At 69.0% G+C, this 14,303-nt stretch carries 13 protein-coding genes; 10 read left to right on the top strand and 3 right to left on the bottom strand.

All coding sequences use genetic code 11. The features are described from left to right. Both VM221_07300 and VM221_07295 read left to right on the top strand, forming a co-directional pair. Positions 1–182, top strand: a 182-nt coding sequence (locus VM221_07300) for a LemA family protein (GenBank protein ID HUT74625.1), incomplete at its 5' end; no start/stop codon positions are given. A gap of 145 nt (positions 183–327) precedes the next feature. Further along, positions 328–1,209 carry a M48 family metallopeptidase gene (locus VM221_07295; protein ID HUT74624.1) on the top strand — a complete coding sequence of 294 codons (882 nt, stop codon included), beginning with the start codon at positions 328–330 and terminating at the stop codon, positions 1,207–1,209. Between the two features lie 161 nt (positions 1,210–1,370). Here VM221_07295 and VM221_07290 read toward each other — a convergent pair whose 3' ends face one another. From VM221_07290 to VM221_07280, 3 genes are all read right to left on the bottom strand, one after another. Then, positions 1,371–2,873 (bottom strand): Do family serine endopeptidase, encoded by a 1,503-nt coding sequence (locus VM221_07290; protein ID HUT74623.1) that lies wholly within the window; start codon positions 2,871–2,873, stop codon positions 1,371–1,373. A gap of 181 nt (positions 2,874–3,054) precedes the next feature. After that, a complete protein-coding gene (locus tag VM221_07285) occupies positions 3,055–3,756 on the bottom strand; it encodes a glycosyltransferase family 2 protein (protein HUT74622.1) in 702 nt (233 codons plus the stop codon). A 382-nt stretch (positions 3,757–4,138) separates the two neighbouring features. Continuing rightward, positions 4,139–5,269 (bottom strand): trypsin-like peptidase domain-containing protein, encoded by a 1,131-nt coding sequence (locus VM221_07280; protein ID HUT74621.1) that lies wholly within the window; start codon positions 5,267–5,269, stop codon positions 4,139–4,141. 589 nt (positions 5,270–5,858) lie between these two features. On the opposite strand from VM221_07280, the gene VM221_07275 reads away from it, so the two are divergent. The 8 genes from VM221_07275 to VM221_07240 all read left to right on the top strand — a co-directional run bounded on the left by VM221_07275 (position 5,859) and on the right by VM221_07240 (position 14,288). Then, complete coding sequence (locus VM221_07275; GenBank protein HUT74620.1) at positions 5,859–6,449, top strand: sigma-70 family RNA polymerase sigma factor; 591 nt, start codon at positions 5,859–5,861, stop codon at positions 6,447–6,449. Between the two features lie 21 nt (positions 6,450–6,470). Then, entirely contained in the window at positions 6,471–7,946 is a 1,476-nt protein-coding gene (locus tag VM221_07270) for a zf-HC2 domain-containing protein (protein ID HUT74619.1), read from the top strand. Continuing rightward, on the top strand, positions 7,943–9,166 hold the full coding sequence (locus tag VM221_07265; protein HUT74618.1) for a PDZ domain-containing protein: 1,224 nt from the start codon (positions 7,943–7,945) through the stop codon (positions 9,164–9,166). Before VM221_07270 ends, VM221_07265 begins: the two co-directional genes overlap by 4 nt. Positions 9,167–9,200: 34 nt before the next feature. After that, positions 9,201–10,076, top strand: a complete 876-nt coding sequence (gene ftsY / locus VM221_07260) for a signal recognition particle-docking protein FtsY (protein HUT74617.1) — start codon at positions 9,201–9,203, stop codon at positions 10,074–10,076. Between the two features lie 289 nt (positions 10,077–10,365). Next, the gene (locus tag VM221_07255) at positions 10,366–11,172 is read left to right on the top strand and encodes a glycosyltransferase family 2 protein (GenBank protein HUT74616.1); all 807 of its coding nucleotides are present in this window, start codon (positions 10,366–10,368) and stop codon (positions 11,170–11,172) included. Beyond that, on the top strand, positions 11,138–11,914 hold the full coding sequence (locus VM221_07250) for a glycosyltransferase (protein ID HUT74615.1): 777 nt from the start codon (positions 11,138–11,140) through the stop codon (positions 11,912–11,914). Before VM221_07255 ends, VM221_07250 begins: the two co-directional genes overlap by 35 nt. A gap of 119 nt (positions 11,915–12,033) precedes the next feature. Further along, on the top strand, positions 12,034–13,140 hold the full coding sequence (locus VM221_07245) for a glycosyltransferase family 1 protein (protein ID HUT74614.1): 1,107 nt from the start codon (positions 12,034–12,036) through the stop codon (positions 13,138–13,140). After that, positions 13,137–14,288 carry a hypothetical protein gene (locus tag VM221_07240; protein ID HUT74613.1) on the top strand — a complete coding sequence of 384 codons (1,152 nt, stop codon included), beginning with the start codon at positions 13,137–13,139 and terminating at the stop codon, positions 14,286–14,288. Before VM221_07245 ends, VM221_07240 begins: the two co-directional genes overlap by 4 nt. Positions 14,289–14,303 lie beyond the last annotated feature (15 nt).

Here is a 14,303-nt window from a genome sequence, read left to right as displayed (position 1 = left end):
ACGACGTGGTGGCGACGTTCAACGCCATGATCCAGACCTTCCCCGCCAGCATCGTCGCCGGCACCAGCGGCTTCACCGCGCGCGACTACTTCGAGATCGAGGAGGCGGCCGCGCGCGAGCCGGTGCGGGTGGACTTCGCGCGCGAGGGGCCGCCCGCCGAGCCGCCGCGCGAGCAGCAGTAGGCGCCGGATGCCAGCCGGCCGCCGCGACAGTGGAGATGGAGGCGGATTGAGGGCGCGGCACGCCGCGCCCCAGCCCAGCCGCGGGCGGCTGGGCCACATTCCTCTCTGCGTTCTCCGCGATCTCTGGGGTTGAGCATTCTTTCCCATGTACGAAGCCATCGCCGCCAATCGCAACAAGTCGCTGCTGGTGATGATCGTGTTCGTGGTCATCATCGTCGGCTTGGGCTATGTCTTCGGCGAGCTGACCGATTTCGGTTACGCCGCGCCCGCAGTGGCGTTGGTGTTCGCGATCATCTCCGTCTTCGGCAGCTACTACTACTCGGATCGCATCGTGCTGGCGATGAGCCGCGCCCGGCCCGCCACCAAGGAGCAGTATTGCCAGCTCTACAACGCGGTCGAGGGGCTGAGCATCGCCGCCGGGGTGCCCATGCCGCGGCTCTACGTGATTGAAGATTCCGCCCCCAACGCCTTCGCCACCGGGCGCGATCCCCAGCACGCCGCGGTTGCCGTTACCACCGGCCTGCTGACCAAGCTCGATCGCTACGAGTTGGAGGGCGTGATCGGGCACGAGCTGGCGCACGTCGCCGACTACGACATCCGCTTCATGACCATCGTCGCGGTGATGGTGGGGATGATCGCGCTCATCAGCGACTGGATGATGCGGTACTTCTACTGGGGCGGGGGGCGTTCGCGGCGGCGAGGGGGCGGCTCAGGGATCATCGCGCTGGTAGGGCTGGCGCTGGCGATCCTGGCGCCGATCGTGGCGGTGCTGATGCAGCTGGCGCTGTCGCGGTCGCGCGAATACCTGGCCGACGCCCAGGGGGGGATGTTTACGCGCTACCCGGAGGGGCTGGCCAGCGCATTGGAGAAGCTGGCGGCGGACACCGAGCCGCTGGAGGTCGCCAACAAGGCCACCGCCCACCTCTATATCATCAACCCCCTGACCGAGCACAAGGGGAAGATCAATAGCCTCTTCTCCACCCACCCGCCGATTCAAGACCGCATCCGCCGGCTGCGGGAGATGTGAGGGGAAGATGACGGACTGCCGGCATGCGCCGGCAGCGACGATGCCCCGGGGGACGGGCCGACCCGAAAGCGTCGCTGCCACGCCGACGGGCAAGCCAGCGTGGCAGCGCACTCATCCAGCTATAGGGCGGGCCGGCCTGGGGGCGGCCCGCGGCCGTTTGTTTACTCGCCGAGGCTGCGGATGGTGAGGGTGAACACGCCACTGCCGCGCCCCATCCGGATCACCACCGCGTCGCCCGCCTTGAGGCGGCCGACCGCCCCCTCGTAATCCGCCACCGCCGTAATCTCCGCGTGGTTGATCTTCACGATCACGTCGCCCGGCTCCAGTCCGGCGCGAGCGCCGTCACCGTTGGGATCAACCTTGGTGACTACCACTCCCTGGTCGCGTTGCAGGCGATAGCGCTCGCGCAGCGCCGGCGTGATGTCGCTGACCGTGACCCCCAGCTTGCCGGTGGCGGAGGCGACGGTCGCGCCGGCGGTCTGGCCCTGGACCTGGCCGACGGTGACCTGCAGGGTCTTGTGCGCGCCGCTGCGGACGACGACCACGGGGGTCCGACTGCCGGGCTTGGTTTGCTCCACCGCACCCACCAGTTCGTCCGCATCGCCGATCTTGGTGTCGCCGAACTGGACGATGATGTCTTCCGCCTTGATCCCGGCTTGCTCGGCCGGGCTGCCAGCGACGACGTCATTGACGTAGGCGCCCTTATCCACGCCGTAGTTCGATGCCAACGCCTCATCCAGCGCCCGCACGTGCACCCCCAGCAGCCCGCGCGTCGGCGTTCCCCCCGACTTGAGGGTCTCGATCACCCGCCTGGTGGCGCCGTTGATGGGGATGGCGAAGCCTAAGCCGATGCTGAAGCCGGTGCCGCTGACGATCATAGTGTTGATGCCGATGACCTCGCCCTTGAGATTGAGCAGCGGGCCTCCGCTGTTGCCGGGGTTGATGACCGCGTCGGTCTGGATCATGTCGCGAAAGCGGCGCTCACTGACGTTGGGATTCTCGAAGGAGCGTTTCTTGGCGCTGATGACGCCGACGGTGACCGTCTGCTCCAGCCCCAGCGGGCTGCCGATGGCCATGACCCAGGAGCCGACGCGCTCGCGGTCCGAGTCGCCAAGCGGCGCCGCGACCAATCGTGCTTCGTTCTCGATCTTGATCACCGCCAGGTCGGTCTGGGGGTCGCTGGCCACGATCGTCGCCTTGCGCTCCTTGTCGTCGCCCAGCGTCACCGTCACGCGATCCGCGTCGCGCACGACATGGGCGCTGGTGAGGATGTAGCCGCGCGGATCAATGATGACGCCCGAGCCCAGACTCTTGCGCGGCTGGGCCGACGGCGGCTCGGTGCGAAAATCGAACTGGTCGCCGAACTGACGCCGAAAGAACTTGAACAGTTCCTCCATTCCGGGCGGGACTGACTGCTCGCCCGATGGCGGTTGTGCCTTCTGCTCGATGCTGATGTTGACCACCGACGGCTTCGCGCGCTCGGCCAAGGCGATGAAGCCCTGCTGCAGCGTCGTCAGCTCCTTCGGCGGCTCCAGCGTGGCGGCCGCGGCGCTGCCCACGAGCCCGTGGTAGCGATAGGCCACTCCCGCCGCGGCGGCCAGCACGATCAAGAGCGCGACGAGCCACGCGATCGAAATGGTTACGGCGTATCTGCGGTTGCGCATTCCCAACAACCTCCTCCTGCTCTCATGGCCTGCAATCGTGAATCGGATCGTTGTGGCTAGGGCCGACCCATCGGCCCGCCACCCCGGCGGCTTCGCCGCCTAGGGGCGCATGGGGATGATGGCGGCGGTCGCGGGCGCCTCGCGCCGCCGGCGCCGTGCAGCCGCGGCCGGCAGCGAATGGCTACTCGGGCTGCTCTCCGAGCAACCTGCGCAGGGAGCGCAGCGCGCCGCTCGCGCTGCGTCTGCACCGCTCGCTGGAGATGTAGCTGGCGATCTCCCAGTACATGCCTGTGCGTGCCCACAGCCCGCGCAGCGCGCCCATCTTCTCCTCCTTCATCACATGCGTTATTCCCACCAGCGGAACGCTTGTAACGCGCCAGCCCTGCACCCGCGCATGATAGGTGAGCGCGACCTCGACGCCGGAGCGCGCGAAGCGCACCCGCGGCACGCTCAAGAATGTCTCGCGGCGCAGCGCGCGTTGCCCCGAGATGTAGGGCACCAGCCTTTGGGCGAGATCGGTCCAGTAGCGCCCGTGGCGGAACACCCCGACACACATGTCGGCCTCGCCCGCGGCCACCGGCTCGACCAGCGAGCGCAGGTGTTCGCGCTGCAGGCCCACGAGATCCGCATCCAGGAACAGCGCGATGTCAGCGTCCGTACCGTGAACCCCTGCCCACATCGCCCCACCCTTGCCGACGTTCTCAGCCAGACGCAGGGCGCGCACGCCGTTATTCGTGGGCAGCTTTTCCAGCGTGTGGTCGGTGGACCCGTCGTCCACTACCACGATGTCGTCAAACAGGCCCGCTCGCTCCACCACGGACAGCACCGCCCCGATGCGGCGCTCCTCGTTGTAGGCGGGAATGATGGCTGCTACCTTGATCACTGGCCTCCTGTGCGTCGCTATTGTGCGGGATTATAGCACGCCGCGCCATATCCCGCCAGTGACGCACGGGCACCACCGCGGCAGCATCATTCCCGTCTTGTGTGACGAATGTCTCCGGCCGTTGGTTCCGTTGTGAGCCTTCACGGCAGCGCCAAGCGGGAACCGCTGGGCTTCGGCGCGCTGGGCGCGATCGAGACGCGCGGGCGCAGAAAGCGCGGGCGGGGAAACCGGCGACCGGTGGTTCACTGCGGCCGATGAGAGGGCTGCTGCCTGACGGAAAAGCCACAGCGCACGAACCGGGTTCGGGGGCGCAGGCTCAGCGGAGCCGTCGCGCGGCTCGCCCTCCTGAGAGCAGGCTCAGCCGACATCGCCTCCCGGGTGTCTATGGCTGTTCGGGGCCCGGTTTTGGCGCGGGCCGCTCGCCGACGGTCACGGTGACGACGATCTGGGCGCCATTGCGAAGTATGGTCAGCGGAAGCTCCTGCCCCACTGTGCTGTCCCGCACCACGTCGGCAACCACCTGCAGGTCGGTCACCGCGCGCTCTCCCGCGCGCACGATCACATCCCGGGGCTGGATCCCGGCCTGCGCGGCCGGGCTGTCCGGTTCGACGCCGCTGACGAGGACGCCGCCGCGATCCGGCAGCTTGAGCTGCTGTCGGATTTCGTCCGTGATCGGCACCACCCCCACGCCCAGCCAGGGGTGGATGGCGCGCCCGGTCGCGATCAGCTGCGTGGCTACCTTGCGCGCGCTCTCGGCGGAGATGGCGAAGCCGATGCCCTGCGCGTAGGGAATGATCGCCGTCGGGACGCCGATGACTTTGCCCTCGATGTCCACCAGCGCACCGCCGCTGTTGCCGGGGTTGATGGCCGCATCGGTCTGCAGCAAATGGTCAAGTACCACCCCGTTGGGGGCGCGCAGGCTCCGATCGCGCGCGCTCAGCACGCCCACCGTCACCGTGTTCTCGTAGCCGTAGGGGTTGCCGATGGCGATGATCCACGAGCCGATGGGCTTCTCCTCGGAGGCGCCCAGCTCGGCGAAGGGCAAGCCGCCGTCCGCTATGCGCACGACGCCGATATCGCTCAAGGGGTCGGTGCCGACGACGGTCGCGTCGTAGGTGCGCCCGTCGGCCAGAGTGACCTTGACCGCCGTCGCACCCTCGAGGACGTGGTTGTTCGTCAGCACCAATCCCTTCTGATCGATGATGACGCCCGAGGCCTGGCCCTGACGCGGAAACGGCCCCTCGAAGAACGGCCGAAAGATCTCCGGCACCGGCGCGGATGGGACTTGCACGATGGTGTTGATGTTGACGACCGCGGGGCCAACCTTCTTTATCGCCTCGACGATCGCACTCTGTGACTCCGGGGCGATCGCGCGCGCATAGGCCGGAGCGGCCAAGCCGGCGCCCCCTGGCGCCGTCACCAGCGCCGTTAACGCGGCGCCGATCACGCACCCCGCCAGGGCCGCTCCCACCAGGGGCGCCCAACGCAGCCTGAACACCGTTCCGTCGCTCATTCCCGCTCACCTCTTTGCGTTGGCTGCCGTATTGTCCCATGCCTCCCGCGGCGCGTCAAGGGCGGCGGCGGGCGAGCGCTGTGCGGGTGTTGCTACACCCACGTTGCTGTTCGTCACACCGTAGCCCGCAGCAGCGACCGGCATCATCGGCGCGGCGCGTGGTGACCACCGGTGGTTTGCGAACCGCACCCCCGCTCGCGGGTGTGACCTTCTTTCTTTGGTGCGGCCGCAGACGGTGCGCACCCCTCTCCCTGGAAGGGAGAGGTCGGCGAGCCTGCGGCGAGTGGCTAGGCCTGAAGGCCGCCACGGCGGTCCCGAGAATCGGGACTTAGCCGCCGGGTGAGGGTGGACGGCGGGACTGTTTACCCTCACCTTCGTCCTCTCCCCTTCGACAGGCCCCTAAGCCCGCTGGGCCGGGGTGGCGGTCGCGCGCGACCTAGCCACTCAGGGCAGGCTCTGGAAGGGAGAGGAGTGATTTGTGCGGCATGCCAAGACTCCGAGGTCACACCCCCGCTCGTCTCGGCCCTTGCCCAGTGCCACTGACCGCGATATAATCCTGGAAGCCATGCGACTCGCGCCCCCAGGAGCGGTGACGGAAGACGCGCTCGCCGCCGAGAACGTGCTGATCGAGCGATGTCAGCGGGGAGATACGCTGGCCTTCGATCGCTTGGTGGAGCGGCACGGCCAGTGGGTGTACAACCTCGCCTACCGCATGATCGGCGATCGCGACGAAGCGTGCGACATCGCCCAGGAAGCACTGGTGCGCGCCTTCGCCGCGATCAAGCGGTTTCGCCGCGGGTCATCGTTCTCGACCTGGTTGTACCGGGTGACGACAAACGTCTGCCTCGACGAGATCAAGCGCCGCCAGCGGCGGCCACCGCCCGCCAGCTCGCTCATCACTGACGAGGCGATCCCGGCGGATGCCCCGGACCCCGCTCCCGGCGTGGAGGAGCGCGTGCAGAGGCGGGAGCGCCACGAGGTCGTGCACCGGGCGATCGCGTCGCTGCCCGTGCACCATCGGCTGCCCCTCGTGCTGTACGAGCTGCAAGGGTGCTCCTACGAGGAGATTGCGACGATTACCGGCGCCAACGTCGGCACCGTGAAGTCACGGCTGAACCGGGCTCGCCTGGCGCTCAAGGAGGCCCTCCAGCCGCACCTGGAACTTCTGCGCGGAGACTGAGGTCAAACAGTAGGGTATGCCATGCGATGCCGTGATGTCATAGACCGGTTCTCCCGCTACCGCGACGGCGACCTGGGAGCGGGCGAGCGGCGCGAGCTGGAGGCGCACCTGGGGGCCTGCGTCCGCTGCCGGGAGGAGTTCGCCGCGTTGGAGGCGGTCCTGCGGTCCCTGCGCGAACTGCAAGCGGAGCCTGCGCCGCCGGCCCTGGTGGGCGCGGTGCGGGCGCGCCTGCAGGCGCGCGGCGACGGGCCGCGTGCGGTGATGGTGCGCTGGGCAGTGCCGGTAGCCGCCGCGGCCCTGCTGGCGGTCGCTGCCTTCGGTGTCATGCACCTGACGACACGTGAAGAACCGTCATTCCGCAGCCGAACCGCCGCACAGGCGCCCGCCCGGCTGCGCGACGACTCGGGTGACGCCCTGCGTCAACCACCCCTGCGGACTCCCGCTCCCATGACTGGTGCGGCCGCGCCGTCCGCAGAGCGCCCGGCGCCACCGGTCCACCCCGGCGTGCCGGCGGCGACCGCGGCCCAACCGCGCGGCGCCAATGGGCGCGAACCATCGCGCCCGTCCGCGGGGTACGCGCCAACGAAGGCTGAAGCGCCGGCCGTGTCGCCCTTGACTCTTACAGGGCCGCCGCCCATGGGGACGGAGTCCCCGCGCGCGTCCGGGGCTGGCGCCGAGAGCGCGGTCACCAAAGGCAGGACGGCCGCAGAGCAGGAGGAGCACGTTCCCTCCTCCGCGGCACCATCGGTCGCGGCGGAGCCGGCGACCCCGTCGCTGCGCGCCGCGCGCGCAGCCGTCGCTACCCCGGGCGAGGGCAAGCGTGCGCCTGCCGCCGATCTCGACGATGCGTTGCGGTTCGGCGAGCGGGCCGCTACCTCGATTGCGGTGACGGCCCAGGCCAGTCACACGCAGTTGTCCAACCGGAACCTGACGCTGCAGTTGAAGCCCAACGACGACGTGGAGGACGCCCAGGTGTCGCTGCGCAGTGCCGATGCGCGATCGCCCGAGGTCGTGCTGTGGCAGGGCCGACTCGACAAGAGCAGAGTCAACAACGTGGACGTGCAGGTGGCGGCGCCGGGCCCCGACATGGCAACGCAGCAGCTAGTCATACGCGGCGCCCAGGTGCAGCCGCAGGCTTACTACGTGTTCGCGCCCGTCTCCGCGGAGCGGACGGAAGCGGCGCCTGCCGGTGCTGCCGGGCCCTCCGGCCCCCCCGGGCCGATGACCAGAGTGAGCAAAGGGAAACCGACCGCTTCGGCCACGTGGGACGAGGTTTTGCAAGGTCTGGCATCGGGCCAAGGCGTGTACGTCCTGGCGCCGGAGGGCTTCCCGACCGGCCGCCGGGCCGGCCTCGGCGCGCGCCCCGCACAGAAGACGATAGCGAAGGCGCTGGAGCGGATGGGTTACGCGCTGCGCGGCGGAGAGGGGACGCTGACGATATGGCCGGTGCCCCAACCTCCTGCTACTCCGGGTCGCGCGAAACGGTCCCATCCATGACCCGGGCATCGCTGATCGCCAGGGGCCTGGGCGTAGCGCTGGGCGCGTGCGCGCTGGCGCCGGCGATTGCCGCTCGCGAATCGCGCGTTCCCGCCGTCGTCTCGGCGCCGGGAGCGGGAGTCATGTCGTTGACCGAGGCGCAGGAACGCGCCTCTTTCGTCATCTGCCTTCCCACGGCTCCGCCGGCGGACGCCGGAACCCCGCGTATCCTGTTTGCGCCCGCACAGCAGATCGAGGGGGTCTATGTGCCCGACCGCGTCTACGTCACCTATGCCAACGGCATCACCCTGTGGCAGATGCCAAATCTTGGTCAGCCGCTCACCCAACCCTCGTTTCCCCTCAGGTTCGGCGACCGTGCGGGATGGGCAGCGCAGGGCCCCGGGCCGCGACGGGTCACGGTCGAGTGGATCCAAGGCGATACGCAGCTCGGGCTGACAGCCGAGCTGCGCGTGGAGGAGCTCCTCAAGCTCGCGGGGTCGGCGGTGCAGGCGGCCCCCGGCGCGCGCATGGGTGCTCCCTCGGCGGCGCGCCGGCGGGGGTGGGGACGCTCCGTCGCCGCCGACCTCCCCGGCGGTGGAGTAGGCCTCGCCCTCACGCCCGGCATGCCGACAACCATCTTGTCGGTCGAGCCCGGCATGCCGGCGGCGCGCGCGGGACTGCGGCCGGGTGACACCATCGTCGCCGCAGACGGCCGCGACGTATCGCTGCTCCACCTGCCGGCGATGATGGAGCTGCTGCGCGGGGCGCCGGGCACATCGGTGAAGCTAACGGTGGCGCGCGCCGGGAGCACGACTCCCCTGCAGGTGACGCTCAAGCGAGTGCGCCTGCCGCTCTACGATGTGGAGGATATGACACTGGCCCAGGCGCGCGCAGTCATGCCGTTCGTCCTGCTGGCGCCGCAGTGGCTGCCGCCCGGCTACGGGCTGCTAACGCTCAGCGCGCTGACGCGTAACGGCAAGCCCGTGGAGGCGCGGCTGCTGTACGCGGGGGCCGGCAAGCCGCTGCTGATAATCACCCAGGCGGGAGCGCGCAGCACCGCCGGGCCGGCTCCGGCCCCCGGGTTGGGAGCGCGAGTCGCAATCGGCGCCGCGACTGGGACGCTGACCAGCGCGGGCGCGCAAGCGGTCCTCTCGTGGGCCCGCGGCGAAACCGCGGTGTCCCTGCAATCGCGCGCCCTCGGCCGCGAGGCGATGCTGAAAACCGCCCGCTCGATGCGTTAGCTTCGACGCGAGATCATTGGTTTCCGGAGGATCCATGCTCAAGGGACTGTTCAGCCGCATCGGCCAGCTCTTCCTGCGCGACGTGGTGGATGAAGAGCTGCTGGAAGAACTCGAAGAGCTGTTGGTGGCGAGCGACGTCAGCGTCCGCACCGCCCAGGAGGTGGTAGGGCAACTGCGTCAGCGCATCCTCGCCCAGCACATCGCACAGGCCGCCCACGCCCGTGACGCCCTCAAGGACATTCTGACGGAGGTTCTGTCCCGCCACCAGCGCCCGCTGATGACCGACGAGCGCCAGCCGCTCCTCTACCTGATGGTGGGGGTCAACGGCACCGGCAAGACCACGACCATCGCCAAGCTTGCCCATCGCTTTCGCGGCCAGGGCAAGCGCGTGCTGCTGGCGTGCGCCGACACCTTTCGCGCGGCGGCGGCGGAGCAGCTCCAGGTGTGGGCGAGCCGCATCGGCGTCGAGGCCATCGCCCAGCAGCCCGGCGGCGACCCGGCGGCGGTGGTGTTTGACGCGGTCGCCTCCGCGCGCGCGCGCGGGGTCGAGGTCGTTATCGCCGACACCGCCGGCCGCCTGCACACGCAGCGCAACCTGATGGAGGAGCTGCGCAAGGTGGCGCGGGTGAGCGAGCGCGCGCTCGGCCGTCCTGCCGACGAGGCGCTGCTGGTGCTCGACGCCACCGTCGGTCAGAATGCCTTGGCGCAGGCGCAGCAGTTCGCGCAGGCGGTCGCCGTCACCGGCATCGTCCTCACCAAGCTCGACGGCACCGCGCGCGGGGGCGCGGTGGTGACCATCGCCCACGAAACCGGCCTCCCCATCAAGCTCATCGGCACCGGCGAGCAGGCCGACGACCTGCGGGACTTCGATCCCCGCGCGTTCGTGGAGGAGCTGTTCGCACCGGGGTAATGAGCGCTCCCGCGCCGCGCCGGGCCAGGCGTCAACCGGGCGCGCCTTCTCGTGGAGGGCGCGAGCAATCGCGCCCCGACCTGTCAGGGCGTGGCGTGAGGTTCGCGACCTCTATAGGAGGTCGCGCGCAAGGGCGATCGCCACTCTCCGAACACACCCGGCGAGCGCGGGGGGTGACCTTCTTGGGTGGGGATGGATTCGATGCCGACCGCGAGGCACCTGTTCGGCAGGACAGGCGGGGGCGCGGCTCGAACTGGAGACTGACGCGGAAGGCCGCGGTGCGCTCGGCATGGACAAGCTCAGCGTCATCATCCCCACCCATAATGAGGCGCACAACATCGCGGAGTGCGTGCAATCGGTCGCCTGGGCGGATGAGGTGCTGGTGGTGGACGACTCGAGTGAGGACGCCACCGCCGCCGTCGCGGGCGAACTGGGGGCGCGCGTGCTGCAACACGAGTTTCGCGGCCCGGCAGCGCAGAAGAACTGGGCGCTGAGCCAGGCCGCGCACCCGTGGGTGCTGTCGCTCGACGCCGACGAACGCGTGACCCCTGAGCTGCGCCGCGAGATGCGCGCCCTCCTCGTCGCTGATCGAGCGGCGGATGGCTACTTCATCCCCATCCACGGCTACTTCCTGGGGCGGCGCATGCGCTACGGCGCATGGCGCGGAGAGCGCAAGCTGCGGTTGTTCCGGCGCGACCTGACGCACTACCCGGAGCGCGCAGTGCACGAGGCGGCGCAGGTGCAGGGGCGCGTCGGCCGCTGCCGGGGAGCGATCCTGCACTATTCGTATCTCACCCTGGACGATTGCTTCGTGAAGATGCGCCGCTACGCGGAATGGGGGGCGCTGGAGTGGCTGCGGCGCGGCCGGCGGCCCTCGCTGCCAAGCATGGGGGTCCGCGGCCCGGCGATATTCGCGCGCGACTACATTCTTCGCGCCGGGTTTCTCGATGGCCCGCAGGGCCTCATCCTGGCGCTGTTCGATGCGTGGCAGGCCGCGGCAAGAGAGGCGAAACTGTGGGAGCTGGGGCGCCCAACCTTGCCGACCGCGCCCGAGAGCGAGCATGCCCAAGATCAGCATCGTCCTGCCGACGCGTAACCAGGCGGACTACCTCCCCCACAGCCTGGACGGAATCGCGAACCAGACCTTTCGCGACTTCGAGTTAATCGTCGTGGACGACGGCTCGACCGACAGCACGCCGCAGGTGCTAGCCGATTACCAGTCGCGCCTGGGCTTCGAGTTGTGCCGGCAAGCCCATGCGGGCTTGCCGACCGCGCTTAACGTCGGTTTCGCCCAGGCCCAGGGAGCACACCTGACCTGGACCTCGTCCGACAACATCATGCTCCCATCCATGCTCGAGACGCTGAGCGCCGCGCTGGATGGGAATCCCGAGGTGGGGATGGTCTATTCCGACTGGTATGACATCGGCGACGCGGGAGAGATCATCCGCGCCGTGCGGACGCTGGACTACGACCCGCTCGTGCTGTTGCGCCACAACTACATCCGCGCGTCATTCATGTACCGCCGCCAGTGCCGCGACGAAGTCGGCGACTATGACCCCGACATGAAGTACAAAGAGGACCACGATTACTGGCTGCGTATCGCCCGCCGCTGGCCGATGCGGCGGGTCCCGGAGCTGCTCTACCAGTACCGCATTCATGACCGCAGCCTCTCCCGCGCGCACGGCCCGGCTGACCGCGAGCGCGAGCAGGCCAACCAGGCGTTTCACGCCCGCCATCGGGCTCCCCGCCCGCTGGCGTGGTGGTATGCGCAGCAGAAATGGCGCGGGGTCAAGCTGGCCTACATGCTGCGGGGGCAGGGGCGCGAGATTCCGCGCTAGTGAGAGAGCGAAAGTTCGCTGGGGGCGGCACCGGGCGCTGTTTTTCCGGGTGACGGGCATGGCCCGTGGGGGCCGCCTGCTCCCCCGCAACCACTTTGTTGTGGGTGCGCGAGTCGAGCATGAAGGTGCTGGTTGATGCAACCGTACTGGAGGCGCCCGCCACCGGTATCGCAAAGGCGACGGTGGGGCTGTGGCGCGCCTGCCTCGACCTGGTGCCGGCCTGGACCGTCACGGCGGCCCACCGCAAACCGCTTCAGTGTGACCTCCCGTCCGGCGTGAGCGCAGCGCGAATTGGCCGCCGCTTCTCGCGGCAGCATTGGCGGCGGTTCGCGCTACCGCTGCACGTGGCGCGTCATCGCCCCGATCTCGTTCATTTTCCATTCAACGGCGGCGTGCCGCGGCTGTTTTCGCGCGCGATGGTGGTGACGACCATGCACGATATCCTGCCGCTGGTCATCCCGCACTATTTCACGACCGACCGCGCGCGCGATCAGTACCGCGTTCAGGTGCAGCGCGATCTCGATCACTCCGACCTCGTAGTCACGGATTCGGACTACTCCAGGTGCGAGATAGTGAAGCACTTCCGCACGCAGGTCGAGCCGGTCGTGGTGCGCCTCGCCACCCATCTGCGGGCCGCAAGGGATGTGCTCCCGCAGGGCATCCACGGGCGCGGCGACTACTTTCTCTACGTCGGCGGCTATGATCTGCGCAAAGGCATCGAGCGCCTCGTCACGGTGGTCGCTGATCTGCGCCGGAGCCAGCGTCTCCGCAGCAGGCTGCTGCTGGCCGGAAGCCCGGACTGTCGCTCGGATCGGTTGCAGCAGGTGATCGCGGAGGCCGCGCGACAGGGGGCGGTGGAGGAGCTGGGGTATGTTGCGGACGCCGATCTGCTCCATATGCTGGTGCACGCACAGGCCCTCGTGTATCCCTCCAAGTACGAGGGCTTTGGTCTGCCGCCGCTAGAAGCGATGACGGTGGGCTGCCCGGTGATCACCACCCGGTGCGCGGCGATCCCCGAGGTGTGCGGCGATGCTGCCCTCTACGTCGACCCCGACCGCGACCGCGACCTCGCCGACGCGCTGGTGCGGATCGAGGGCGACCCCCAATTGCGCGAAGCGCTCAGGGGCAAAGGCATGGCGCAAGCAGCGAAGTTCTCGTGGAGGGCATCGGCGGAGACATTCCTCGCCGAGGTGGAACGGGTGCTCGCGGCGCGGAGTCACGCATGATCGTCGTGTGTGAGCCGCAGTGCGCCGGGTTCGTGCACGCGCAGGTCAACGCCGCGCTCCTGGCCGTGATCAGGGCGGCGTTTCCCGGCCAGCGAATAATGTTCCTCGCCGAGGGCGAGCATCTGGCCGAGGTGGGCGAGACCCTGCGCGAGCACGCAATCGCCCCCATCGAGCTCCTGCAGATCCGCCTGCCGCGGCAGCGCGGGCACCTGATCCGGTTCTGCCAGGAGCTCGCGCTGTGCAAGGCCGCATTCGCCGCAGCCGCGCGCAACCAGGCGCGCTGGGTAGTCTATTCCTCGATCACCAGTGAGAGCTTGTTCGCCGTCAAGCTGGTGTTGCCGTCGTTCCCGCAGATTCGCTGCGTGGCGGCGATGCACGCCATCCTGGCGACCATAACCCAGCGCCCAAGGCGGGTTCTGCGGCGGGTGTTCTGGTTTCGCCGCGCGCTGCGGTTCCGCCCATCGGATCGCATCGCCTATTTGGTCATGGGCCAGCCGATCGCGGACGAGCTGTGCCGCGAGATGCCGGCGATCGCGGACCAGGTCATGTTCATGGATCTCCCTTACTTCTACGCCGCCCCGCAGCCTCACGAGCCGTTTGCGGGCGATGTCGTTCGCTTTGGCGCGTTCGGGGTTGGCCACCGGGACAAGGGCACCGATGCCCTGTTCAGGATGGCGAGCGAGATGCAGGCGCTTGATTGCGACCGCAGGCCTGAGTTCACCGTGCTGGGCCCGATAGTTGACTGGAGGATGCAGAGGATGGCGGCGCACCCCGTGGTGGTGCCGTCGCCGGCGAAGCCGCTGCGCCGCGCCGAGTTCGATCGCCGCGCCGCCGGCGTCGACTACGCGGTGTTCTTTCACCGGCCGCAGTCATACGCCCTGAGAGCCAGCGGTGTTTTCTGCGACGCTCTCTCCCACCTCAAACCGGTCATCGCCTTGCGCACCCCGTTCTTCGCCCACCATTTCGAGGCGATGGGGGACATCGGTTACTTGTGCGACAGCTACAAAGAGATGCAGGAGGTCATCCTCGACATACTGCGCACCAAGCCGGTCGCTCGCTATGCGCGGCAGCGGGCTAACCTTCTGGCGGCGAGGGAGCGCGTGAGCCTGTCGCGCCTCAGCGCAAGGCTCGCCGAATTGCTGAGATGAGCCCGCTCGGAATGC

Source organism: Armatimonadota bacterium (assembly GCA_035527535.1).
In the GTDB taxonomy this organism is placed as follows: Bacteria; Armatimonadota; Hebobacteria.
This window is presented reverse-complemented; position numbering and strand designations above follow the sequence as displayed.

Excerpts from the sequence above, each read along its gene's own strand:
- VM221_07280 (HUT74621.1), bottom strand. The coding sequence starts at position 5,269 with ATGAGCGACGGAACGGTGTTCAGGCTGCGTTGGGCGCCCCTGGTGGGA.
- ftsY (HUT74617.1), top strand. The coding sequence starts at position 9,201 with ATGCTCAAGGGACTGTTCAGCCGCATCGGCCAGCTCTTCCTGCGCGAC.
- VM221_07265 (HUT74618.1), top strand. The coding sequence starts at position 7,943 with ATGACCCGGGCATCGCTGATCGCCAGGGGCCTGGGCGTAGCGCTGGGC.
- VM221_07240 (HUT74613.1), top strand. The coding sequence starts at position 13,137 with ATGATCGTCGTGTGTGAGCCGCAGTGCGCCGGGTTCGTGCACGCGCAG.
- VM221_07250 (HUT74615.1), top strand. The coding sequence starts at position 11,138 with ATGCCCAAGATCAGCATCGTCCTGCCGACGCGTAACCAGGCGGACTAC.
- VM221_07255 (HUT74616.1), top strand. The coding sequence starts at position 10,366 with ATGGACAAGCTCAGCGTCATCATCCCCACCCATAATGAGGCGCACAAC.
- VM221_07290 (HUT74623.1), bottom strand. The coding sequence starts at position 2,873 with ATGCGCAACCGCAGATACGCCGTAACCATTTCGATCGCGTGGCTCGTC.
- VM221_07270 (HUT74619.1), top strand. The coding sequence starts at position 6,471 with ATGCGATGCCGTGATGTCATAGACCGGTTCTCCCGCTACCGCGACGGC.
- VM221_07245 (HUT74614.1), top strand. The coding sequence starts at position 12,034 with ATGAAGGTGCTGGTTGATGCAACCGTACTGGAGGCGCCCGCCACCGGT.
- VM221_07295 (HUT74624.1), top strand. The coding sequence starts at position 328 with ATGTACGAAGCCATCGCCGCCAATCGCAACAAGTCGCTGCTGGTGATG.